23 protein-coding genes and 1 pseudogene are annotated in these 22,622 nt (G+C 45.7%); 22 read left to right on the forward strand and 2 right to left on the reverse strand.

The window, feature by feature from the left end:
* The first annotated feature begins 145 nt into the window (after nucleotides 1–145).
* The 6 genes from panB (at nucleotide 146) to ku (ending at nucleotide 8,051) form a co-directional block, all read left to right on the forward strand.
* Complete coding sequence (gene panB, locus BEP19_RS03350; RefSeq protein ID WP_120188420.1) at nucleotides 146–994, forward strand: 3-methyl-2-oxobutanoate hydroxymethyltransferase; 849 nt, start codon at nucleotides 146–148, stop codon at nucleotides 992–994.
* 5 nt (nucleotides 995–999) lie between these two features.
* Nucleotides 1,000–1,887 carry a pantoate--beta-alanine ligase gene (panC, locus tag BEP19_RS03355; protein WP_120188421.1) on the forward strand — a complete coding sequence of 296 codons (888 nt, stop codon included), beginning with the start codon at nucleotides 1,000–1,002 and terminating at the stop codon, nucleotides 1,885–1,887.
* Nucleotides 1,862–2,245: an aspartate 1-decarboxylase gene (gene panD / locus BEP19_RS03360; RefSeq protein ID WP_120188422.1), complete on the forward strand. Its 384-nt coding sequence runs from the start codon at nucleotides 1,862–1,864 to the stop codon at nucleotides 2,243–2,245. Before panC ends, panD begins: the two co-directional genes overlap by 26 nt.
* Nucleotides 2,246–2,353: 108 nt before the next feature.
* Complete coding sequence (locus tag BEP19_RS03365; RefSeq protein WP_120188423.1) at nucleotides 2,354–3,829, forward strand: tetratricopeptide repeat protein; 1,476 nt, start codon at nucleotides 2,354–2,356, stop codon at nucleotides 3,827–3,829.
* 440 nt (nucleotides 3,830–4,269) lie between these two features.
* A complete protein-coding gene (dinG, locus tag BEP19_RS03370; RefSeq protein ID WP_170145237.1) occupies nucleotides 4,270–7,092 on the forward strand; it encodes an ATP-dependent DNA helicase DinG in 2,823 nt (940 codons plus the stop codon).
* A gap of 116 nt (nucleotides 7,093–7,208) precedes the next feature.
* Nucleotides 7,209–8,051, forward strand: coding sequence for a non-homologous end joining protein Ku (ku, locus tag BEP19_RS03375; protein ID WP_120188425.1), 843 nt, complete (start codon nucleotides 7,209–7,211; stop codon nucleotides 8,049–8,051).
* Nucleotides 8,052–8,117: 66 nt separating this feature from the next.
* Here the strand turns inward: ku and BEP19_RS03380 are convergent, their stop codons facing one another.
* Nucleotides 8,118–9,074, reverse strand: a complete 957-nt coding sequence (locus tag BEP19_RS03380; protein ID WP_120188426.1) for an ATP-dependent DNA ligase — start codon at nucleotides 9,072–9,074, stop codon at nucleotides 8,118–8,120.
* A 147-nt stretch (nucleotides 9,075–9,221) separates the two neighbouring features.
* Here BEP19_RS03380 and ligD point away from each other — a divergent pair, with 147 nt between their 5' ends.
* Both ligD and BEP19_RS03390 read left to right on the forward strand, forming a co-directional pair.
* Entirely contained in the window at nucleotides 9,222–10,133 is a 912-nt protein-coding gene (gene ligD, locus BEP19_RS03385; RefSeq protein WP_120188427.1) for a non-homologous end-joining DNA ligase, read from the forward strand.
* Nucleotides 10,134–10,182: 49 nt separating this feature from the next.
* Complete coding sequence (locus BEP19_RS03390; protein WP_120188428.1) at nucleotides 10,183–11,475, forward strand: amidohydrolase; 1,293 nt, start codon at nucleotides 10,183–10,185, stop codon at nucleotides 11,473–11,475.
* 132 nt (nucleotides 11,476–11,607) lie between these two features.
* On the opposite strand, the gene BEP19_RS03395 is transcribed toward BEP19_RS03390, so the two are convergent.
* Nucleotides 11,608–11,787: a hypothetical protein gene (locus tag BEP19_RS03395; RefSeq protein WP_120188429.1), complete on the reverse strand. Its 180-nt coding sequence runs from the start codon at nucleotides 11,785–11,787 to the stop codon at nucleotides 11,608–11,610.
* A gap of 124 nt (nucleotides 11,788–11,911) precedes the next feature.
* Between BEP19_RS03395 and BEP19_RS03400 the strand changes: the two genes are divergently transcribed.
* The 14 genes and pseudogenes from BEP19_RS03400 (at nucleotide 11,912) to BEP19_RS03465 (ending at nucleotide 22,430) form a co-directional block, all read left to right on the forward strand.
* Nucleotides 11,912–12,394 carry a cell wall elongation regulator TseB-like domain-containing protein gene (locus BEP19_RS03400; protein ID WP_120188430.1) on the forward strand — a complete coding sequence of 161 codons (483 nt, stop codon included), beginning with the start codon at nucleotides 11,912–11,914 and terminating at the stop codon, nucleotides 12,392–12,394.
* A gap of 179 nt (nucleotides 12,395–12,573) precedes the next feature.
* Nucleotides 12,574–13,092 (forward strand): hypothetical protein, encoded by a 519-nt coding sequence (locus tag BEP19_RS03405; protein ID WP_120188431.1) that lies wholly within the window; start codon nucleotides 12,574–12,576, stop codon nucleotides 13,090–13,092.
* A complete protein-coding gene (locus BEP19_RS03410; protein WP_120188432.1) occupies nucleotides 13,085–14,581 on the forward strand; it encodes an AAA family ATPase in 1,497 nt (498 codons plus the stop codon). Before BEP19_RS03405 ends, BEP19_RS03410 begins: the two co-directional genes overlap by 8 nt.
* Nucleotides 14,582–15,033: 452 nt before the next feature.
* Complete coding sequence (locus BEP19_RS17510) at nucleotides 15,034–15,177, forward strand: hypothetical protein (protein WP_170145227.1); 144 nt, start codon at nucleotides 15,034–15,036, stop codon at nucleotides 15,175–15,177.
* A gap of 140 nt (nucleotides 15,178–15,317) precedes the next feature.
* Complete coding sequence (locus BEP19_RS03420) at nucleotides 15,318–15,929, forward strand: hypothetical protein (RefSeq protein WP_120188434.1); 612 nt, start codon at nucleotides 15,318–15,320, stop codon at nucleotides 15,927–15,929.
* Nucleotides 15,930–16,004: 75 nt separating this feature from the next.
* Nucleotides 16,005–16,424: pseudogene (locus tag BEP19_RS03425) on the forward strand (VOC family protein).
* A gap of 244 nt (nucleotides 16,425–16,668) precedes the next feature.
* On the forward strand, nucleotides 16,669–17,220 hold the full coding sequence (locus BEP19_RS03430; RefSeq protein ID WP_120188435.1) for a helix-turn-helix transcriptional regulator: 552 nt from the start codon (nucleotides 16,669–16,671) through the stop codon (nucleotides 17,218–17,220).
* 102 nt (nucleotides 17,221–17,322) lie between these two features.
* Nucleotides 17,323–17,799, forward strand: a complete 477-nt coding sequence (locus BEP19_RS03435; RefSeq protein WP_245983284.1) for a hypothetical protein — start codon at nucleotides 17,323–17,325, stop codon at nucleotides 17,797–17,799.
* Between the two features lie 158 nt (nucleotides 17,800–17,957).
* Nucleotides 17,958–18,488, forward strand: a complete 531-nt coding sequence (locus BEP19_RS03440; RefSeq protein ID WP_147393760.1) for a hypothetical protein — start codon at nucleotides 17,958–17,960, stop codon at nucleotides 18,486–18,488.
* Between the two features lie 70 nt (nucleotides 18,489–18,558).
* Nucleotides 18,559–18,717, forward strand: a complete 159-nt coding sequence (locus tag BEP19_RS03445) for a sporulation protein Cse60 (protein WP_245983287.1) — start codon at nucleotides 18,559–18,561, stop codon at nucleotides 18,715–18,717.
* Nucleotides 18,718–18,787: 70 nt separating this feature from the next.
* Nucleotides 18,788–19,039 (forward strand): hypothetical protein, encoded by a 252-nt coding sequence (locus tag BEP19_RS03450; RefSeq protein ID WP_120188721.1) that lies wholly within the window; start codon nucleotides 18,788–18,790, stop codon nucleotides 19,037–19,039.
* 341 nt (nucleotides 19,040–19,380) lie between these two features.
* Complete coding sequence (locus BEP19_RS03455; protein ID WP_120188439.1) at nucleotides 19,381–20,136, forward strand: DnaD domain-containing protein; 756 nt, start codon at nucleotides 19,381–19,383, stop codon at nucleotides 20,134–20,136.
* A 144-nt stretch (nucleotides 20,137–20,280) separates the two neighbouring features.
* Entirely contained in the window at nucleotides 20,281–21,381 is a 1,101-nt protein-coding gene (locus tag BEP19_RS03460; protein WP_170145238.1) for a YheC/YheD family endospore coat-associated protein, read from the forward strand.
* Nucleotides 21,378–22,430, forward strand: a complete 1,053-nt coding sequence (locus BEP19_RS03465) for a YheC/YheD family endospore coat-associated protein (RefSeq protein WP_120188441.1) — start codon at nucleotides 21,378–21,380, stop codon at nucleotides 22,428–22,430. The genes BEP19_RS03460 and BEP19_RS03465 overlap by 4 nt, the downstream gene beginning before the upstream one ends.
* Nucleotides 22,431–22,622 lie beyond the last annotated feature (192 nt).

A 22,622-nucleotide genomic window follows, 5' to 3' on the forward strand; every position in this document is an offset into this window, starting at 1 on the left:
TCTGCTCTGAGCCATTACTGGACCGAGACAGAAGATTCCGTTTGCATAGCGCGGTACCCATCTGTGTCCAATTGTCCACCTTTCGGATCAGTTTTTTCCGAAGGGTTTTTTTATTGTCTGTTGCTCAGGAGAAATGGAGGACAACATGTCAAAAAAGAAGAAGTATACGACGGCTACTTTTCGTGAGATGAAAAAAGCGGGGGAGCCGATCGTCATGGTCACAGCTTATGATTACCCGACAGCGAAGTTAGCTGATGAAGCGGGGGCGGAGATGGTCCTTGTCGGCGATTCGCTGGGAATGGTTGTGCTTGGATTTGATTCAACGATCCCGGTCACACTAGACGATATGATCCACCATACGAAAGCGGTCACACGGGCGACGAAAAATTCGTTTGTGGTGACGGATTTGCCGTTTATGAGTTACCGCATCGGAACTGAGGAAACGCTGAAAAGCGCTGCGAGAGTGATGCAGGAAGGGTTGGCAAAAGCGGTCAAATTAGAAGGCGGCAGTGAGTTGTGTCCGATCATCGAACAGCTTGTCCAGGGTGGGATTCCTGTTGTCGGTCATATTGGGCTGACGCCGCAATCTGTTTTCCAGCTGGGTGGATACAAGGTGCAAGGCAAATCTGCTGAAGATGCCGCGAAGCTGCTTGAAGACGCGTTAGCGTTACAGGAAGCGGGTATTTGTTCGCTCGTTTTAGAATGCGTGCCGCATCAATTAGCGAGATTGATTTCGGAAAAGTTAGAGATCCCAACGATTGGGATCGGAGCGGGCCCTGATTGCGACGGACAGGTGCTTGTGTTCCATGACCTTGTTCAATACGCGAGCTCGATTCAACCGAAATTTGTGAAGCCGTATGCCGCTGTCGGCGATGATATTAAGCGGGCGTTTATGCAGTATGCAAAAGAAGTAAAAACGCGTCAGTTTCCGACGCTTGAGCATAGTTTTACAATGAAGGATGAAACGATCCAACAATTGTACGGGGAGAATTAGCAGCTATGATAATAGTCGACACGATCCAACAATTGAGATCCACATTGGAGCCGTACCGCAAGCAAGGGCAGCGGGTTGCGCTCGTTCCGACAATGGGTTTTTTGCATGAAGGTCATTTGAGTTTGGTCGATGAAGCGAAAGCGCGGGCCGAAATTGTTGTGATGAGCATTTTTGTTAATCCAACACAGTTTGGGCCTGGCGAAGATTTTGAAAGTTATCCGCGTGACTTGGAAAAAGATCAAGCCCAAGCGATGCAACGCGGCGTTTCCATTTTGTTTGCTCCAAGCGCGAAAGAGATGTATCCCGCGCAGTCATTGACGACGGTTAGCGTGTCCGAGGTGACGGATCGTTTATGCGGGGCTTCTCGACCGGGTCATTTTGATGGTGTGGCGACGGTTGTGACCAAGCTATTTAACATCGTCCAGCCTGATTTTGCTTGCTTTGGCATGAAAGACGCTCAGCAACTGGCGGTTATTCAACGATTCGTCCAAGATTTAAATATGTCCGTTGAAATCATACCCTGTCCGATTGTCCGCGAGGCCGATGGTCTGGCGTTGAGTTCGCGCAATGTGTATTTAAACATGGAGGAACGCAGCCAAGCGGTTGTGTTGAATGAAGCGTTAACGTTGGCGGAACAAGCGCTCCAAACGGCGACAAACGGTGAGGCCGTGAAGGAGCAGGTACGGTCTTTGATCGAAACGAAACCGCTCGCTAAAATAGACTATGTTGAGTTGTTAACGTATCCATCCTTGGAACCGATCGAACAGCTGGAAACAGCGATGGATTGTATCGTCGCTCTTGCGGTCCGATTTGGAAAAACAAGATTAATTGATAATCGAATGATTACGATAAAAAGGGGAGAGCGGCATGTTTCGGACAATGATGAACGCTAAACTTCACAGAGCTACTGTAACCGAAGCGAATTTAAATTATGTTGGCAGTGTAACGATCGATGAGGACTTATTAAATGCTGTGGATATCCTTCCCAACGAGAAAGTCCAAATCGTGAACAATAACAATGGAGCTCGCCTTGAGACCTATGCAATTCCAGGTCCGCGCGGTTCGGGCACGATCTGTTTGAACGGAGCAGCAGCCCGCCTCGTGCAGCCTGGCGATAAAGTGATTATTATCTCCTACTGCCAAGTGAGCGATGAACGAGCGAAGAACCACCAGCCAAAAGTGGCAATTATGGATGATCAAAATAACATTGTGGAAATTATCGGTGAAGAAATCCACGCGACGATCTTGTAAACAATTTGTAAACAGTGTGACTTTCACACTGTTTTTTCTTTTGACGGGCATGTTTCCAGTGAGATTGGAAAATGATATAGGGAAACAAGATTAAAGGTGGTTTGGAATATGTTGGTCAAACACCTATTTGGTTCCTTGATGGAGCGCTTGGACGAAGTCGAAGAGCGGTGGGTTGCAGCTGAGTCGTCTGAGCAAAAACAAACACTGCGCAAAGAACTGTTTAAATTGCGACAGATGAGTGATGACATTTTAGACAGCTGGTTAAGTTTTGAGGAACAATTAAGCGTATTCGATAAGCAGATGCAAACGGAGCAACTCGGAACAGACGATACGAAGGCGCTGGGAGCGGAAAAAGGACCGTTTAAAGAAATCCCTGACGATGTTGCCGATAAAATTTTACAAGAGATAAAAAATATGGCGGAGGAAAAACCGTCATCGAATATGGTGTCGTTTATGTCTGGTGATGTGGCCCGCATGTTTCGAAAAGGACAAGGTTATTATAACTTATTGATGTATCCGCATGCGTCTGATCATTTTCGCGAAGTGCTTGAACAGGAGCCCGACCTGGATGTGGCTCGGATGTTTCTTGCTTTTAGCGAACTGATGAATGGCTCAATTGATGAGGCCGATCGTCATTTTTATTTGTTAAGCAAGACGACCGATCAGTATGTGTTGCAAGCGACGGCGTTGAATGCCCAAGGCTGTATTATGGCTGCCCGACGAGAGTGGGAAAAAGCGGATCATTTTTTTGAGCAGGCGATCGCGTTGTATCCAAAATTGAAGGATCCCCATTTTAATCGGGCTCTCGTTTGGATGGAGCTGGGTCAATACAGCAAGGCCAAACCGATCTGGCTGCAGTTGGCCAAACAAGATCAAGAGGACTGGGAGGCGCTGATCCAACTCGCCCATTGTTATATTGCGGAGGGGGAAGAGGACAAGGCGAACTACACGTTGACTCAGATTCGCAATACGGCGGATGATCGCGAAGCGCTAGTGGAGACAGCGAAAATATTTGAGCGTATGCGTCAATTTGGCAATGCGGCGCTGTGTTTTCAGATGGCGTTGCAAGAGGACCCGTATGATGCGGATGCTTGGCACGGCCTCGGATGGAATTTATGGCATGCTGATGGACAACCGCTTGGCGTTGATCACATTCAAAAAGCGATCGAGTTGGCTCCTGAGCACCCTGATTACCAATTTTCATACGGGTGGATCTTATACCATCAGCGGGCATATGAGGAGGCGGAGGACGTGTTTCGGACTTTATTGGACAAGGATCCAGGTTACACGTTGGCTTTAGCCGGCCTTGCTCAAGTGTTGACTAGTAAACAGCAGTGGGAAGAAGCGGAGGCTCTTTGTTACCAGATGATTGGCGAATCACATCCGCCGATTAAATCGCTCGGCTATTTTCAAGCGGGCAGAATGGCGATGGCGAGAGCGAATTATGAACGGGCTCAGCGTTATTTTTCAGAGTCAGTTCAGCTGGATCCCTCGATGAAAGACGGTAGACTGTGGCTTGGTTTAGCTCACTATTTAAACGGGGAACGGGATCGCGCCCGTGAAGTGTGGGAAGAACATTTTTAAAATGGTGGAAAGTACTAACAGGGTCAGTTATGAAGTAGCAAATTAAAGAGGATTTTCTACATCGACTAATACTTAAAAAGAGCAGCATTGCTGCTCTTTTGTTCGTTCCTTTTTTACAAGGAGATTATTGCCCTTATCACAATAGGATATATCCTGCTACTTAGTGGAATGGGTGAAGCATAAGAATGTGTATGAGAATCATGATTGCTCAGGTTCGTAAAATGTCAAAGCATAGAGCAGAGTTTAAGTTAAAGTTTAAATTAACATCCGATGGTTTACGCGCACCCACTGTTTGTTCCGATAATTGCCACCAACATAGTCTCATTCCTTATTCTTTGGCCTAATAATTCCATGCTTCTCCTCTTTCATATACGTCGTATCCGTTTCAAGGTTGTGGTAGAATATGTGGTAGCATAGCAAACAACCTGAGGTGAATCAGTTTGAATAAGTTTTTGGTGGTGGATTTTGAGACAACAGGCAATAAACCGAAAGACGGGGATCAAATCATCCAAATCGGAGCGGTGTTGATTGAACAAGGGGAAATTGTCTCGCAACTGTCCACATTAGTTAATCCGGGAATCCCCATTCCTCCTTTTATCCAACAATTAACGAAAATTAACGATGCGATGGTACAAGACGCGCCGCCGATCGATGAAGCGATTGCAAAGATGTTGCCGCTTTTAGACGGGGCTGCCTTTGTCGCTCATAATGTGCATTTCGACCTCGGCTTTTTGCAAGCGGCTTTGAGCGATGCAGGATATTTGCCGTTTACAGGACCGATTCTTGATACAGTGGAACTTTCGCGCCTGCTGTTGCCAGGACAGACCGGATACAAATTGTCGGAATTATCGTCCGATCTTGATGTGGAACACGAAGCGCCGCACCAGGCTGATTCAGACGCGCAGGCAACGGCTGATATTTTTTTAACCTTAATTGAGAAACTAAACGCGCTGCCGCTGCTTGTCATTCAGCGTCTGATTGATTTAACGAAAAATTTTTCCTCCAATATCTCGTTATTGATTGAATCGATTGAACAGCAACGCCTGCTTCGTCCCCAACTCGGCGACGACGATGAACAGTTAGAAATGTTTCGCCAAATCGCGTTGCAACGAAAAGATGAAGCGGGGCATGCAGTGATTGATGTGGAGGCTATTCCCGCTTTTCCGACATTTGTATCTGAACTGTACGAGCAAATGGCTGAGCATATGACAGACTTTGAATTGCGACCTGCCCAGCGGGAGATGATGCAACAAATTTACGACGCTTTTTCAGATGGACGCCACTTATTGGTGGAAGCAGGCACGGGCACGGGCAAATCACTGGCCTATCTTACGCCAGCGTTGTATTGGGCCGCCCAAGAATCCGATGAAAAAGTTGTGATTAGCACACACACGATTCAGTTACAGGAACAGTTGTACGCGAAGGATCTTCCTTTGTTGGCGAAGTTGCTTGATTTTCCCTTTACAGCGGCGATTTTCAAAGGAAGAAATAACTACTTATGTTTACGAAAATTTGAAATGAGTCTATCTGATTCGTTCGATAATTATGATGTGCAGCTATCGAAAGGGCAGATTTTAACTTGGCTGACCGAAACGCAAACAGGTGATGTCGAGGAAATCAATCTACCGTCTGGAGGGCAGTTGTATTGGCGCCAAGTCCAGAGTGACGCCAACTCCTGCTTGCATAACCAATGTCCGTGGTTCTCCCGTTGTTTTTATTATTCTGCCCGTCGTAAAGCGGCGGAAGCGGATGTCGTGATCACCAACCATTCTTTGCTGTTCACCGATTTGCAAGCGGAACAACGGATCTTGCCGCCGTATCGCTATGCGATTATCGACGAGGCGCATCAGTTTGAAGAAGTGGCGAGTAACCATCTTGGTCTTTCTTTTAACTCATTGCAAATGGACGCGCTTTTAAATGAATTAACGGTTGATCGCGGTAGCGGCTTATTGGATCGCATTACACAAGAGTGTGTGTCCTTGCCGATCTGGAAAGAGATCGGAAGCGAAGTGGAAACGAGCTTACAAATGACGGTTGAATTGAAAGAATATGCGAAGGATTTGTTCAACCAATTGTACAATTGGGGCCGACGCGCAGGCAAAGAAAGCCCCGAACAGGGGCGGCTTGTCAAGCGCTATCAACCTGGCGAATGGCGGGGGCGAAAGCAAGTAACCCAGTCGATTACGTATGCTCAAGACTGGATTCGGCTGCTGAAGACATCGTTGGAAAAAGTGTACGTCGGTTTGTTTGACGATGTGGAAGCAGCTAAACAACAATTAAAAAGTTTGGCAGTCGATCTTGCGGGACAAATCAAAGAGCTGGAAAAGTGGAATGAAGCGTTGCAACGATTATTAATCGAACCTGAAGAGGGGCATGTGTATTGGATGGAGCTCGATACGCGCTCCACGCGCCGCGGCGTATTTTTAAGGATGACGCCGATTGAGATTGCTCCGCAGTTACGGGAACAATTTTTTAAGCAAAAAGAAAGCGTCGCGCTCACTTCCGCGACACTCAGTGTTAATCAATCGTTTGATTACACGATGAAGCGGTTAGGTTTGGAAACCGAGGCGGTGGAAAGCATCCATCATGGATCGCCGTTTGACTTTGAAAAACAGACAATGCTCTGTGTGCCGAACGATATTCCCGCCCTTACGCGGAACGAGGAATCCGCGTTTATTAAAGAACTTACCCGATCGTTAGGAGATTTGGCTCAGGTGACTGCGGGCCGGATGATGGTCTTGTTTACTTCGTATCAGATGTTGCGTCAAGTGTATGAACCTTTGAAACAACAGCTGAGCGGCGCGGGATTCACCGTGCTTGGGCACGGTATCGACTCCAATAGCCGCACGAAATTGACGAAGCAATTTATTGAGACGCCCAATTGTATTTTGCTTGGGGCGAGCAGTTTTTGGGAAGGCGTCGACATCCCAGGTGAGGCGTTATCTTGTTTGGCGATTGTGCGTCTCCCGTTTTGGCCGCCGAACCATCCGGTTGTCGAAGCGAGAAATGAACAAATCAAAGCCCGCAACGGCAACCCGTTTATGGAGTTATCCGTGCCGCAAGCGGTGATTCGCTTCAAACAAGGCTTTGGTCGACTTGTGCGCACGCAACGGGACAAAGGGATTGTCATCGTGTACGATAAGCGGATCGTGGAGTCGAGGTATGGTCGATTTTTCATCCGTTCCTTGCCGCAAACGCCGCTAGTAAACCGTCCGATGAATGAGTTGCTGCCGATGATAGAACAATGGTTTGATGAACAATAAAAATAGGGAAACAAACGAATGGCGGCGAACGGTTGTTTGCTGGAAGGATCTTGCCCGGCCGCCGTTCGTATCGTTTCCAAGATTCGAGGCACCCTAAACAAAAGGGGTGTTTTTTTATGCATACGATGTGGAAAGGATCGATCAGCTTTGGCTTGGTCAACATTCCTGTTAAAATGTTTAGCGCCACAGAAGACAAAGACATTCGCTTCCGCTACTTGCACAAAGAATGTGGAACGCCTGTTAAATATACCAAAGTGTGTCCCACGTGTGATCGCGAAGTACAGGGGGAGGAGATCGTTCGGGGTTACGAGTATGAAAAAGGCCGATTTACGATGATGAGCGAAGAAGACTTTGAGGCGATTGCCCCTGAAACGCGCAAAGCGATCGAAATTTTGGATTTCGTGAAGTTGGCGGAAATTGATCCGATCTATTTTGATAAGACGTATTTTCTCGCCCCGCATGAAACGGGGGACAAAGCGTATTCTTTGCTGCGCGAAGCGATGCGGCAAACGGGTATGATCGCAATTGCAAAAATTACGATTCGTTCCAAAGAAAGCTTGGCTGCGGTCCGTTTATATGAAGATTGCATCGTCATGGAGACAATCTTTTATCCGGACGAAGTGCGCGAAGTTGAGCATGTGCCTGGCTTGCCAAAAGGGTTAGAAGTGAGCGAATCGGAATTGAAGATGGCGACACAATTGATCGAAAACTTGGCGACGGCCTTTGATCCATCGAAATACACCGATGAATATCGCTTGAAACTAACAGAACTGATTCACGCCAAAATTGAAGGACAAGAAATTCAAGAAGCGCCTGACACGCCGCGTGTCGGCAATGTCGTTGATTTGATGGCTGCTTTGCAAGCGAGTATCGAAGCGACGAAGCAAGAAAAAAAAGCGGACGTTGGAGAAGAAAAAGAATCGACAACAAAAAAGCGGAAAAGAAAAGTGACGGTGTAACTCTACGCTTACTCTTTATTTCGTCTTCTTGTAAGCGCTGTCCACAAAAACGGCGCTTTACATCACTTAGGTTACAAATTCCGTCGTGATCATACATTCCTCTGGCTCGGCATCAACGAACGCTTGAATCGTCGGTTGACGTAACGTCAGTCGTTTCGTCCATTCCATAAACTGAACTTTTACTGAGAGGCGGGGCTCAAACCAGATCGCCTCTTTTTCACGACTTGGCTTGTTAAAAAAAGGTCGCTCTTCAATTTTAAATGAATCGATCTGTTTAGTTAGTTCTTGCCAGTCCGACTTTTTTAATTTGCCGGCGCCCGCATGACCGATGTACCAAAAATGCCCTTTTTGATCATAGCAACCAAGTAACATCGCATTTACAATCCCATCGCGTAACGTAACCCCGCCGATCACCGCATTGATATCGCGATAATTTTTGATTTTACGCCAACGTTTGTCTTTCCCTTTGACTTGATACGGGCTGTTTAAATCTTTGACGATAATCCCTTCCATGTTTTGCTGCTCCATCACTTCCATCAATTGTTCGCTTTCAGCAATTGAAGGGACGACTTGAATCTGTTCATTAGGTGTAATAATTTCGTTGAGTAAAGCTAATCGCTCACGCAAAGGTTTGTTGTGAATCCATTCATTGTTATAATATACAACATCAAAAATCATGTAGGAGATCGGCGTTTTCTTCGCTGCGGTTTGTACCCGTTCTAACCTTCTGATCCCGTCGCGATGCATCACATCGTGAAATGACGGTTTACCGTCCTCGCCGAGGGCAATCACTTCCCCGTCCAAAACAACGGAATCAGCGTTACAGTAGGTGTCGATTGCGGCGACCTCTGGATAATGGAAAGTACGCTCATGTAATTTTCGGTTGAACAAGCGGACTGTTTGTCCATCATAGTAGGTTAAGACGCGCACACCATCCCACTTCACCTGCGCGATCCACTGCTCCCCATGCGGGATCTGGTCGGCGTGGACGGGTTCGAAGGGTGTAAACGGTTTCAAATTCATTGTGTGTTCACTTCCTTTCATCACTGAGTAGTATGGATCTACATGTTTTTTCAATTCCGCTTTATACTAAGTATAATACAAATGGGATGGCCTTTGGGATCTTTTAACATATTTTTTGATGAAGTTATTGACAAAAGGGGCGACTTTATGCAAGAACGACTTGAAATTGACGTGGAAGGGAAGCAGCTTCAGATTACAAATCCCGAAAAACCGCTTTGGCCTGAAATCGGACTTCGCAAAATTGATTTTATCCGCTATTTGATTGAAGTCTCCCCTTATTTTTTAGCCTATGCGCGAGATCGGTTGTTGACGACGATTCGTTACCCACATGGGGTCGAGGACGGCAAGTCTTTTTATCAGAAGAATATTCCGAAACATGCCCCTGACTGGATTTCAACCCATGTTTGGCGAGACACCCGTTACATCCTTGTTCAAGATCTTGCGACACTCATCTGGCTAGGAAATCAAGCGTGTTTGGAATTTCATGTTAGTTTTAATACGAGGCAACGCGAACGAATGCCTACTGAACTCGTGTTTGATTTGGATCCATCGGATGGGGATCATTTTGAACGGGTGTTGGAAGTCGCCTTAAATATTAAAAAAGTGTTAGATGGACTCGGACTTAGCAGCCAACCAAAAACGTCAGGAGCGACCGGGTTGCAAATCTATATTCCAATCGAGCCGATCTATACATATGAAGAAATGCATTTGTTGAATAAATTCATTGCTCAATACGTTGCCGCAAAATACCCGAGGCAGGTCACCTTGGAACGGTGGATCAAAAACCGAGGCGACAAGCTTTATTTTGATTATTTACAACACGGCGAAGGTCGCACCTTACCGGCTCCGTACTCGCCCCGCGCTCGTCCGCTTGGTTCGGTCTCAGCCCCTGTGCGTTGGTCCGAAATTGAACGCGGGTTTTTACCCGAAAACTTTACAATGTTAACGATGCCCGAGCGCTTAAAAAAGCAGGGTGATCTGTTCGCCTCCATCACGACGCAACGGCAAAACGAATCACTGGATGAAATGCTCGGCTTTTTGCGGGAAAGAGGGATGTAATCTGTTAGAATGTACATAAGATAAATGAAAGATAGGAGATTTAAAAACGATGAGTACAATAATGATCAATGCTACGCTCGTAACCGTCAACGAACAAGACGAAACATTGTTGCAAGGCGCGCTCGGATTTGAGCAAGGACGGATTACATATGTTGGACCAACGCCCACAGATTTAAGCGACTATGATGAAGTGATCGATGGCAAAGGTCAGATTGTAATGCCCGGGTTAGTCAATACGCATGGACATGCGGCGATGTCGTTACTGCGCGGGTATGCCGACGATTTACCGTTGCAAGAATGGTTAGAAACGAAAATGTGGCCGTTGGAGGGTCAGTATACAGCGGAACATGTCAAATGGGGGACGTATTTATCGTTAATCGAAATGTTGCGGACGGGAACGACCAGTTTTGTCGACATGTACGATCATATGGACCAAGTCGCTGAAGCCGTCGCTGAAAGCGGGTTGCGAGCGTCGTTATGCCGCGGTGTGATTGGTTTTCCGCCTGAAGCGCAGCAAGCGAAGTTAGCCGAAGCGCGTTCTTTTGCCCAAAATTGGCATCGGCAAGCAGAGGGGCGGATTACGACGATGATGGCGCCGCACTCGCCCTATACATGTACACCGGATTATATCCGCCAAATCGTTGCCGCAGCGCAAGAGTTGGACTTGCCGATGCACATTCATATGTCGGAAACGGCACGCGAAGTGGAGCAAAATGTGAAGGATTACGGATTGCGCCCACCTGCTCATTTAGCGGAATTGGGTGTTTTTGATCGCCCAACGCTCGTCGCTCACGCAGTCCATTTGAACGATGAGGAAATCGATTTGTTGGCTTCCCATAACGTCCATGTTTCCCACAATCCGATTAGCAATTTAAAGTTAGCGAGTGGTGTGGCCCGTTTGCCTGAAATGCTGGAGAAAGGGATCACTGTCTCATTAGGAACGGACAGTTCCGCAAGCAACAACAACTTAAACTTGTTCGAAGAGATCAAAATGAGCGCGTTATTGCATAAAGGGGTCGAACAAAATCCTGTCGTTGTTCCCGCTCAGCAAGCATTGCGTTTGGCGACCCGCGATGGGGCAAAAGCCATGTTTATCGGAGAACAAACGGGTTCATTGGAAGTTGGAAAAAAAGCGGATTTCATCGTGATTCGCGCTGATCGCGCCCATTTTCATCCGTTCCACGACCCTGTCTCGCATTTGGTGTACGCCACCTCGGGCTATGATGTCCAAGATGTGTGGGTCGACGGTAAACAACTTGTTTCCAATGGAAGCTTGTTGACGATTGATGAGGAGCGGGTGATTTCTGAAGCGAATCGGATGTTTGAGCAATTGCAACGTTAAGTAAATAAAAAAAGAGCCTCTTTGACGAGGCTCTTTTCCACGAGGTATAGGTAGGTGTGATTTTGGTTCAAACTGCATTCATTGACATCAATATGGGCGAATCGATCTGGTTAGGATGTCCCAGATTTTAGATTAATCTAATTTTATCCAAGAAGCGAAATCAGGTTGTCTGAACGAAGGTGTTGCGTCTTCTTGGAAACGATAGTCGGATGATAGTGATACCCAGGAAAGATGATGGTCATTCATCAATCGCTCCACGATTTCAGCTGGGATATCATCCAAGGAATGGAGGGCTGTTTCATGTTGGGCCACGCATTCACCTCCCCGTTGCGCGGTAGTACTATTATGACCTGCTGTGAGTGGAACATGAGTAGCAGTATTTTCTGCAAGTAACAACATCTACTAACCGCAAGTTGGCTTAAAGGAGAATAGATAAATGAAAAAAACGTTGATTGGACTGGCGCTGGCCTTGCTGTTAGTCGGGGTGGTCGGAGGACAACTAAGTTATTCAGCGCTGAAACAACAACACGTTTGGCGGGAACTTGGCGAAACGTCCGCCGCTGAACAGACCGATTTGGCGGAAACCGCCGACGTGACGCTGTATCATGGCGAGCGACGCTACATTGTGGTCCAAGGAGTCACGCAACAAGGTGAGCAAAAGATCGTTTGGTTTCGCGAAGATGGGATGCTGGAACACGTGGAACGGATGGCGGACTTAATTCCAGCGGAACAAATCGAGCGCGCGCTTATGCGAGAAGAGGCGGAGCTGACGCGTCTTCGTTTACAAGCAGGGCTGGAGGAGCGAAAACCGATTTGGGAAGCGATCTACCTTGATGCGCAGGGGAAATATCATTACGCGTATTTCGACATGAAAACTGGACAATTACTGCGCGCATTTAGTCTCAAACAAGTTAGATAATAACCTTTCTTCGATATGAAAGGTTATTTTTTATTTTCATAAACAAAGCAAGACAATTTAAAGCGCGTAGGGAAAAGTTTCTTGCGCCCGTAACGTATAATCTTGTGTTATACTGATAAAGAAACTTTTGTATTCGAAAAAAATAAAGAACAAGAGGCGCATAGAAAGGGGGCGACAGCATGAAAATTCGTGCGATGCCCATGATGTTATCGTTAGCATTAACCTTAGGAATTTTATTTGGCGGATGGAACACTTATCAACATTTCTATGTCCAGCAACCGATTCGAGCGTTTATTGCGGAAAAGCAACAGGTGGAACTGAGCAACATTCATTTTTATCACGATCAGGTGAAAGCCGAACTTAATTTCACAGACCCGAACACCTTTGCCGCAGATTATAAGGATATTAAAGATTTCATCTCTGACCAGACTGGAAAAAAAGTTGTGCTGCAGCTGCCAGTCGTCGATGAACAGATGAAAGATCTTTGGGAGGAAGAATACTTTTCAATTGCAGAGGCGATGAAAAAGCAAGAATATTCTGAAATCCCCAAAATAATGGAAAAAATAAAAATGGAACGACACATTGAGAAAACCGTTTCCCGTATGGACGAGGAGAACGTTTATGTGTTTTTGCAAAAAGGTTCGAACCATCTTTATGCTGTCCTTCCCTTTAAGGAAGAGGTGAAACCCATTGAGTAAAGAAATCGTCTTTGGCATGATTCCTGGATTGTTCATCTTTCTAGCCTTCATTGGCGTTAATATTGCTCCGTTAATTATCGGGGCGCTATTGGTCAGCTTGTTGTTTTTCTTTATTTCGCGACAATCTGGGGCGATGGCGATGGGACAAGGGGCAAAAATAAAAAATGCCGTCCCAAAAACTGATTTTCGTTTTGAGGATATAGGCGGGCAGGAGCGCGCGAAAGGCGAATTAAAAGAGGCGCTTGATTTTTTAATTCATAAAGACGAAACAGCCCACTATGGGATTCGACCGCTCAAAGGGATTCTGTTGACTGGACCGCCAGGGACAGGGAAAACATTGATGGCAAAAGCGGCCGCAAATTACACAAATTCCGCGTTCGTCGCGGCTAGCGGCTCGCAGTTCGTGGAGATGTACGTTGGGGTTGGAGCCCAGCGTATTCGTGAGCTTTTTAAAGAGGTAAAAACATTAGCTGAGAAAAACAATCAAGACAGCGGAATAGTGTTTATCGATGAGATTGATGTGTTAGGCGGAAAGCGGGAAGGTAGTCAGCACCGCGAGTATGACCAAACATTGAATCAATTGTTAACTGAAATGGACGGGATGTCCACGAGCGAAAAGCCGCGTATTTTAATTATGGCGGCGACGAACCGTATGGATATGTTAGACGATGCATTACTTCGTCCCGGTCGGTTTGACCGAAAAATATCCGTGGATTTGCCTGACAAAAAGGCGCGAAAGCAAATCTTGCTGATTCATACGCAAAATAAACCGCTTGCCGAAGAGGTCGATATCGACCGCGTCGCGCAGGAAACGTATGGATTTTCAGGAGCGCAAATTGAAAGCGTCACGAACGAAGCGGCCATTTACGCTTTCCGTGAAGAAGCGAAAGAAATCACGCCTGACCATTTTTCATTAGCGATTGACAAAGTGATGATGGGTGAGAAAACGGACCGTGAAACGAATGCCCAGGAACGTGAACGCGTCGCGATCCACGAACTTGGTCACGCGCTTGTTTCGGAGGAAGTCAATCCGAATTCTGTTTCGCAAGTGACGGTTAGCCCGCGCGGACAAGCGCTTGGCTACGTCCGCCAAAATCCGCAGGAAGATCGTTACCTGCATACGAAAGATCATTTAGAAAAGCAGATCATGATCTGCTTAGGCGGGGCTGTCGCGGAGGAAATCAAGTACGGCCACCGCAGCACCGGATCCAAAAGCGACTTTGATCAGGCGTTGCGTCTCGTTCATGCGATCATCGATAGCGGCATGTCCTCGCTCGGCATCGTCAGCCTTGAGATGCTGCAGAAAGAGATGATCCAAGAGGAAACGACGCAAATCCTCAATGGGTTGTTAGAGAAGACACGCATGATCCTAGACGAAAAACGTGACCTAATGGAAGAAGGCGCAAAAATATTAGTCAAAGAAGAAGTGCTCAGCGGCGACTTCTTCCGTGAATTTGTTGGTGAAGAAGCGCGAAAAGAAGTGAGTTAATGGCAGACCTCAGCTCTAGTGAGCTGGGGTTTTTGTGTTGTTGTCACGCGGGCGAGGACAGGGAGAAGGCTGGTGGACTCGGGTGGTCGGAGCGCGATTTAACAGGAGAAAGTCCGCTTAAATTTGTGAAATCCGAAAATTTGCTGTCCTTTCGTTGTTCGCTCAAGCATTTAACAGGAGAAAGTCCGCTTAAATTTGTGAAATCCGAAAATTTGCTGTCCTTTCGTTGTTCGCTCAAGCATTTAACAGGAGAAAGTCCGCTTAAATTTGTGAAATCCGAAAACCTGCTGTCCTTCCGTTGTTCGCTCAAGCATTTAGCAGGAGAAAGTCCGCTTAAATTTGTAATTCTTCATATAACGCGCGCTCTTGGCCCGACTCCCAACGTCAGATCACTATGCGGATAAGCGGGGTAGATTTGGCGCACCCTAAAAAATAAGAAAAAGGAGGGTTTTATGATGAAAAAATCAAAAAAGAGGACGAGTTTGAATGTTGAAGAGCGTGATGAACGACTGACAGAGCAACCGAAAGCAGCAATTGAATCGGCGGCGGGCTATGGCGATAAAAAATTAGACGGTCCAAATCGACCATCTACGTAAAGCGATGAAAAAGATAGGTGTGTTGAGCAAATTAGAGGTTACGGGAAAGGGAATTCAGGTTGCTATTCATCGCGCATCAATCTCCTTAATCTCTCCGATTAAAAGGAACAACAAAAATAGGAGTAGGGGAGGTTGTTAATATGGAATATAACGAATATTGGGATGAGATTGGTAAAACAAGAGAGAAACTTATTTCATTGTTAGTTAACTATTGGAAGGACTTTTCCAGTTTCTCCGATTGGCAATTTTGGTTCGTTGCGTTTAGTTTATTGGCGCCGCTCGTTGTTCTGTACTTTGTGGTCGATCGAACACGTATTTTTGAAATTTTCTTTTTCGGTTTTACTACGCATATGTTGTGGGCTTATTCAAATATCATGTTTGAAAAAGTTGGACTCATCGTTCGTCATTATTTTTTGATCCCGTTTTTACCGGCTTCGATTAATATAACCGCCTCTTTGCTGCCTGTTAGTTATTTGCTACTGTATCAGCGCTGTACGGATCGTCAAAAAAACTTTTACTGGCGCGCAGTTGTATTGGCTGCTGTCATCATCTTCGGGTTCGTGCCGCTTCAACAGGCAATGGGCTTCATTGAGACCAAGCAATGGATGAACCTTGGAATTCTCTTTTTTCTGGACCTCCTGGTTGTCTACCTTGCCTATTGGTTCACGAAATATTTGGTCCGTCTAAACAATCAAGAAAAACGAAAAGAGCTTGAAATAAACCTCAATTTTTCAAAGAAAAAAGCGCGTTAAATAGGGAGTGGGGACGCTCCGCTCGATTAAGCAAACACCTTTTTGTGAGATAAAATCAGTAGTTGATTCTAAAAAATGACTATAAAACTGTCGCCCTATTTCGTGATGAACGGAAATGCGAAGGAAGCGATTGAATTTTACGAACAGGCATTGGGCGCAAAAGTTTTGTTCATGGAACCGTTTAAAAACATGCCAGACAACCCGCAATATCCTCTACCGAAAGAAGCCGAAGGTCTCGTGGCGCGCGCGTTGGTTCGGATCAATTCCCAGGTCAAACCTCGAAAAGTGGCGATCAAGTAACGATCTATTTTAACGAAACAAGCTGACCAAGCCAGAGAAATTTTCACCTCACTGGAGCAAGGCGGCGAAGTCAAAGTGCCATTGCAGGAAACACATATCAGCCCTGCCTATGGAATTGTAAAAGACAAATTCGGTGTTACCTTTCAATTTTTACCGATTCGCGGTGATCAGTTTAGATCGCCAAGCAAAACGTGAGTAAGTCATCAGAATAAGGCAATCCATACGTAAGAAGATCCTCTGCCCAACTTTTGAACAATGGAGAGGATCTTTTGTTTTTCAAAAAACAAGACAGGAGATTAACGGTGACAAACACGTATCTTTCCGGTAAAATTGGCTTGCCAAATCCTTTTGGCAAAGGATTTTAGAGGCTTGTAAAAGACTTTTGATAGAATAAAAATGAATCTCTGATTAAGCTAAAGGTGTCGGAAGGAGTGGCTTTATGAATATTGCTAATCAATTAAAAAATTATCGGAATTCTGTTTCGATCTCTCAAGAGCAACTTGCGGAAGTCGTCCACGTTTCGAGACAAACGATTTCAAATTGGGAGACTGGAAAAAGCTATCCTGATTTACAAAGTCTTTTAATACTTAGCGAATATTTTAAAGTTTCCTTAGACGATTTAGTTAAAGGGGATGTGCTAATGATGAAAAGAAACGCAAATATTCAGAGGTTAAATCGATTGTCATTTTTCATGCTCGGATCGTTTATATTCATGGTTCTGTCAATTGTGTTGTACAAGTATTGGGGACCAATGGCGCTCATGATCCCTCTCCTGTTTTATGCGTTCATGATGTACGCGGCATTTTCAATTGAGAAAATAAAAAAGGTCGAAGACATTCAAACATATCGGCAAATCTTAGATTATATGAAAAAACGGGAAGTGCAAAAAGACTTTAATAAAAAGAAATTAGTTTTGGAGAAAGTCCTCTTTACCATCGGTAGCGCGGTCATCACATTTTTCCTCGTTTACGCCGTGTTGACGTTTCTATAAGAAGCTATACAATTGGAGTTATGAATTGGAAAGAAAAAACAGCCGCGGTGATTGGAATCGCGCTTTTAATTGTACTGGTTATCGTTATGAATCGGGTGGGAGTTGATCGTTATTTTATTTAGGAAGATAATTACCGCTTCAATTGCGGGTTCTTTATTCGCGATTTTGCTAGGAATCATCCGACCAAGTCCATTTGGAGAACCGATCACCTCCCTGTCAAATTACTTGTTTTCTGTTGTCTCCATTACGCTAATCTATCTAATGTATAGTTTCCCTGTTATATTCATTTATGGAACGCTTACTTCTATCATAAGCGACAAACTAGGAGCGGTTGTTTCCACAAAGTTAGAAAACGATCGCTATGAACACATAATTTCAGGTGTTTTCCACCTTCTATTCGGTCTTGTCCTCCTCTATGTAAGTTTAGGCGCTTCTATCTTGTTTTTTATTACCGATCGCATTTTACTAAAGAACAAGAACAACTATAGGCTTTCACATGCAATGAAAAGCTTGGCCATTCCAATAACAGTTTGGCTCATTTGCATGGGGATTGTTTACATAGAAAATATATTCTTTTAACAAGTTTGAACTGGAACGAATTCCGACTTATCCGCGTCTAGCAAGTAGGGGGTGTGGGATGAGCCGATTGCTGATGTTGTTTTTTCCGCTAGCTATCAATTTTTGGAGTAGAAAAAAAGAGGAGGTGATCGGCATTGATCCGTGGAGGTGGAGCGAAAATGATAACCTCAACCAAACTATCTGTCGTTGCCTCAATCTTAATTATTGTCTCTCTGATCGCTTATGTTTATGTTGAACATGCCCAGGTTGAAGAGACGTTTGCGATTCAGTATGGAGAGGATGAATTGCGCGTGTTGTTAGGCGAATCGGATCGATTTGGACTTGAAAAAGAGTCGTGGACAGATGCAGGGTATCTTGTTATTAACAAACCGAGCAACTATGCTTGGTATATTAAAGGAGTAGGGCAAAGTTTGAGTGGAAAGATATTAACAATCGCGTCTACCCATGACCGGACGGGCCAACAACTCTCCGCTTTTTCGTCGGATATCACGTCGTTAGACAGGCCAGTCGGGGACCTGGATTTTTATAGTTCGGTGGAGATGACGTTTCCTAAAAAAGGGGTCTGGTCGCTTGACGTTTTCGTCGATGATCGATCACTGGGTACGATCAAAGTGAACGCGCGGGACCATATTAAAGACCGTTCTCGACATTATCATGACTTGCGGCGCGAATTAAGGTATGGAAAATAGTCTCTTAGGGGAAGGGTTCGCCCCCCGTTACTGATAAAAGTCATGATCTAGTAAACAGGATCTGGAGGAGATGATGGATATAAAAGTGAAAACCTTTATTGGTTGGACCGAAAAGTCATTGGATAAAAAGATGAACGCATTTTTGAGTGAATTAAACGGTGAAATCGTGGATATTAAGTTTTCTACGCCTGTCTTTTTCTTTAGCGCGATGCTAATATACAAAGAATAAGGAATTACTTTTGGCTGGTTATTTGCCGTTTTTTATTCGCTTAAATCAATGTTTTAAAAGGGAGACAGGCATGAAAAAAATTATCCGTAGTTTTTCTAAGAATTTAAAGGAGTCATTCGGTCCGGGCGTCTATCAAGTGAACGGGATTGATGTCCAATGCGTCCATTGCAAACACAATCGATTCGAGCGCGGACGGGCTCAATTGAACACAGCGGCAGCGACCTTTTTTAATTTGGACTTCGCCAATCGATCGGCCGAAATCTTAATCTGTGATCAGTGCGGCTATGTGCACTGGTTCTATAAGGATGTCAAAAGGGTTTAGCTTGGGCGATTTGATGTAGCAATAATAGCGAGCCACGGCTCACCTCCACTGATCATTTTCCACGTCTAAAACGGGAGTCGCCGATAAACGTAAACGTGTTGAAGTCTCTCATATCCGAAAAAACTCGCCCATATCGCTGTTGAGCGCTGCTCCCCCTCGTGTTTTCCCCTCCATTCCTGCTTCCATCATCGCAACCTCCTTCCATCCCCAAATTCAGCATAATTCCCTAATAATCGAGTGGAATCGACGACAGAGGAGGTAGGGTCGCCTTTTTTCGGCAAGATTGGTTCTGACAAAGGAGGTGTGGAGGTTGTATAATAGGGGGAGAGGTGGATCGAAACATGGAACAATGGGTTATGCAGTTATTGAGGCAAGGGCATCTCTCGCTGCCGACGATGTTTATGCGTTATTACAAAGGGATCGGCCTAACTGATCAGGAAATGATGCTTATTATTCAGATTTTAACGTTTAAGCAAGAGGGAAAGGATTTTCCAACCATTTCTGAGATTCAGGATCGGATGAGCGCGGATGAACGTGACGTGATCGTGATGTTGCAAAAGTTGGTGCAAAAGGGGTATCTTGCGATTGAGGATCGGATTGAGGCGGACACAGGCATGCGAGCGGAATCTTATCAATTGGACCCGCTATATGAAAAGATCGCCGAACAAATCGCGGTGGAGCATGCGGCCCGATCAGCGCAACAAGCCAAAGATCAAACGGAGCAAGCGGAACCCGACGCAACGAATCTTTTTACGATTTTTGAGCAGGAATTTGGTCGTCCATTATCCCCGATTGAATGTGAAACGATTGCGATGTGGCAAGATCAGGATCAACATAAGGATGAACTGATTGTCGCCGCGTTGCGTGAGGCTGTTGTGTCTAACAAATTGTTCATTCGCTACATCGATCGGATTTTATATGAATGGCAGCGCAATCGGATTTCAACGGCGGCCCAAGCGCGTGAGTTTAGTTTGAAATTTCGCCGAAGACAACATGGGAATATCATGCCCAATCCCAATCAGCAGACGGCTTCACCACAAGAAGATCAAGCGAAAGCGACGGAACCGTTCCCTTTTTACAATTGGTTAGAAAATTAAATAGCAGACTGAGCGATGGAAGTAAACCAAGGAATTCATTCGAATCCTTGGTTTTTTTGGTTTTTTGGCCCAAATATTCCGCTTTGTTGAACGCATATCCACTCGTGTCATACAGTATCGTGAGAAACCAAAAAGGTGATGCGTATGAACCGTGAGCGTCTAGGAATATTGATCAACGATCGATTGCTAGCAGGCATTAGAAAGGGCCGCTCAGGCCATGAGAAAATTGCATTTTATGAACAGGCGGGACAGGCATATGGGCTAACGCCTTGTTTTTTTACGCTACGAGATATTTCATTGAAGAAAAAGAGGGTTAAAGCGTTCGTCCAAGTGAAGGGTAAATGGAAGCGAAAGGCGTTCTCGTTGCCGAGCGTGATCCACAATCGGGCCATCTTCCATTCAAAAGCCCATTGGAGGCGTTCGAAACAGCTGGTCCAACACGGTGTGGACTTGTTTAATTTTTGGAATCGGTATTCAAAGTGGCAGATTCATCAGTTACTCGCTGAGCAAAAAACATTTGTTCCCCATCTACCCGCGACCGCTGTATTGAATGAAGATGCGTTGCAAGAAATGATGGGACGATTTGATTCCTTATTTTTGAAACCAGATAAAGGGACCGTCGGCAAAGGCATTATTAAACTAGATAAACAAGATGACGCGGAAAAAAGGCAATGGACCGCCTCTTATCGCAACAAAGGCAAACTGGTTACCGCTCGTTTGAAAGAGGAACAACTCTATCAGAAATTAACACGCTTTACAAAACATCATGCCTTTCTGATCCAACAGACGATCCCGTTGGCGACCTATGAAGGAGCGCCGTTTGACCTTCGTGTTTCCGCGCAAAAAGGCGGCGACGGTCAGTGGGGGATCACGGGAATGATCGGCAAGGCGGCGCGGCCCGGACATTTTTTGAGTAATGTGGCCCAAGGGGGGCAAGTGTTTGCGCTGGAACAGCTGCTTACGGAGTATCCGCGGTTAAGTGTTCAAAAAGTGAGTCGCAACGTGAGTGAGTTGGCCTTAGCGATGGCTAAATATTTAGCGGAACAGTTGCCGCATCTGGCCGATGTCGGGTTTGACTTTGGCATCAATGAACAAGGTCATCCGTATTTTATTGAAATGAATGGACGCGATCAGCGCTACAGTTTTCAGCAAGGTGGGCAGCCTGACACGTGGAAAGCGACGTATGAGCAGCCTGTCGCTTATGCGAAATTTTTGCTAGAGCAAAAGAAGGTGAACGATGGATGAAACGAACAATCGGTATTTTACTCGATCACCGGATGTGGAAAAAGCTTCGTTCAGGTCGAACCGGACGCGAAAAAGTATCATTTTATAACCGCGCGGCTCGCAAACTTGATATTAAATTGTTGTACTTTTCATTGCCGCTCGTCGATCTTCACCGCGGGGTGACGCAGGCGTATCGGTATCACCCAGGCAAAGGATATAAGCGTGTTACGCGTCAGTTACCAAAGGTGATCCATAATCGCTCAATGTCTGGCAGCCGTTTGAAACTAGCGAAACTTTGCCGTCGCAACGCCGTTTTCAATGAACGAACACGTTATAGCAAATATACGGTTCACAGCCAATTGTGGAGCGATGAAAGCTTAAGGCCGCACTTACCTTCGACGAAACAATGCAACAAAGAAAATTTGAAGCTGACGATGGACCGTCATCCCTCACTTTATCTGAAGCCCGTTAGCTCCAGTGTCGGTAAGGGGATTATGCGACTCGATCGGTTAGAAGACGGTAGTTGGCAACTGATCGGCAGCGGCAAACGGATCAAGCAAAAACGGGGCAACATGATTCCACTTGTGATGAAACGGGTGAAAGGCAAACGTTACCTCATTTCGGAAACGATTCCGTTGGCTCGCTACAAAGGGCAACCCTTCGATATTCGCGTTTCCGTTCAAAAAGCGGATAACGGCAAGTGGCAAGTGACGGGCATGGTCGGAAAAGTGGCGGCTAAAGGCAGTCATGTGACGAACGTCGCCCGCGGCGGAAAGGTGAGAAGCTGTGAACAACTTTTTGCCGCGAATCGGTTTGACGCGGTGAAGACGAGACATGACATTGAACGGGTCTCGATTCAAATTGCAAAACGACTTGCCAAAAAATTGGGCGACCTCGCCGATCTCGGACTAGACATTGGACTCGATCACAAAGGAAACGTCTATTTTATCGAGATGAATGGCCGCGATTTACGATACAGCTTCGGGCAAGCCGGCCTCGATGAATTGTGGTATCGAACGTATGAAAATCCGCTCCGCTATGGGAAATACTTGTTGTCTAAAGCGGAGTAAACCGGCTTCTTTCTTCTCTTTCTGCTTCTTGCGGGAAGAGACTTTTTTATGAGCTGCGCCCGTATTTTTACTAGCTGCGGACAACGGTTAGATGAATGCGGATGGACAAACGCCGTTTCATCCGCGGCGGCGGATACATACGTTATAGAAACAACCAAACGAGCAAAAAGATGTTGGTGTTGGGGGCTAAAA

The sequence above is a fragment of the Ammoniphilus oxalaticus genome (genome assembly GCF_003609605.1).
GTDB classification, from domain to species: domain Bacteria; phylum Bacillota; class Bacilli; order Aneurinibacillales; family RAOX-1; genus Ammoniphilus; species Ammoniphilus oxalaticus.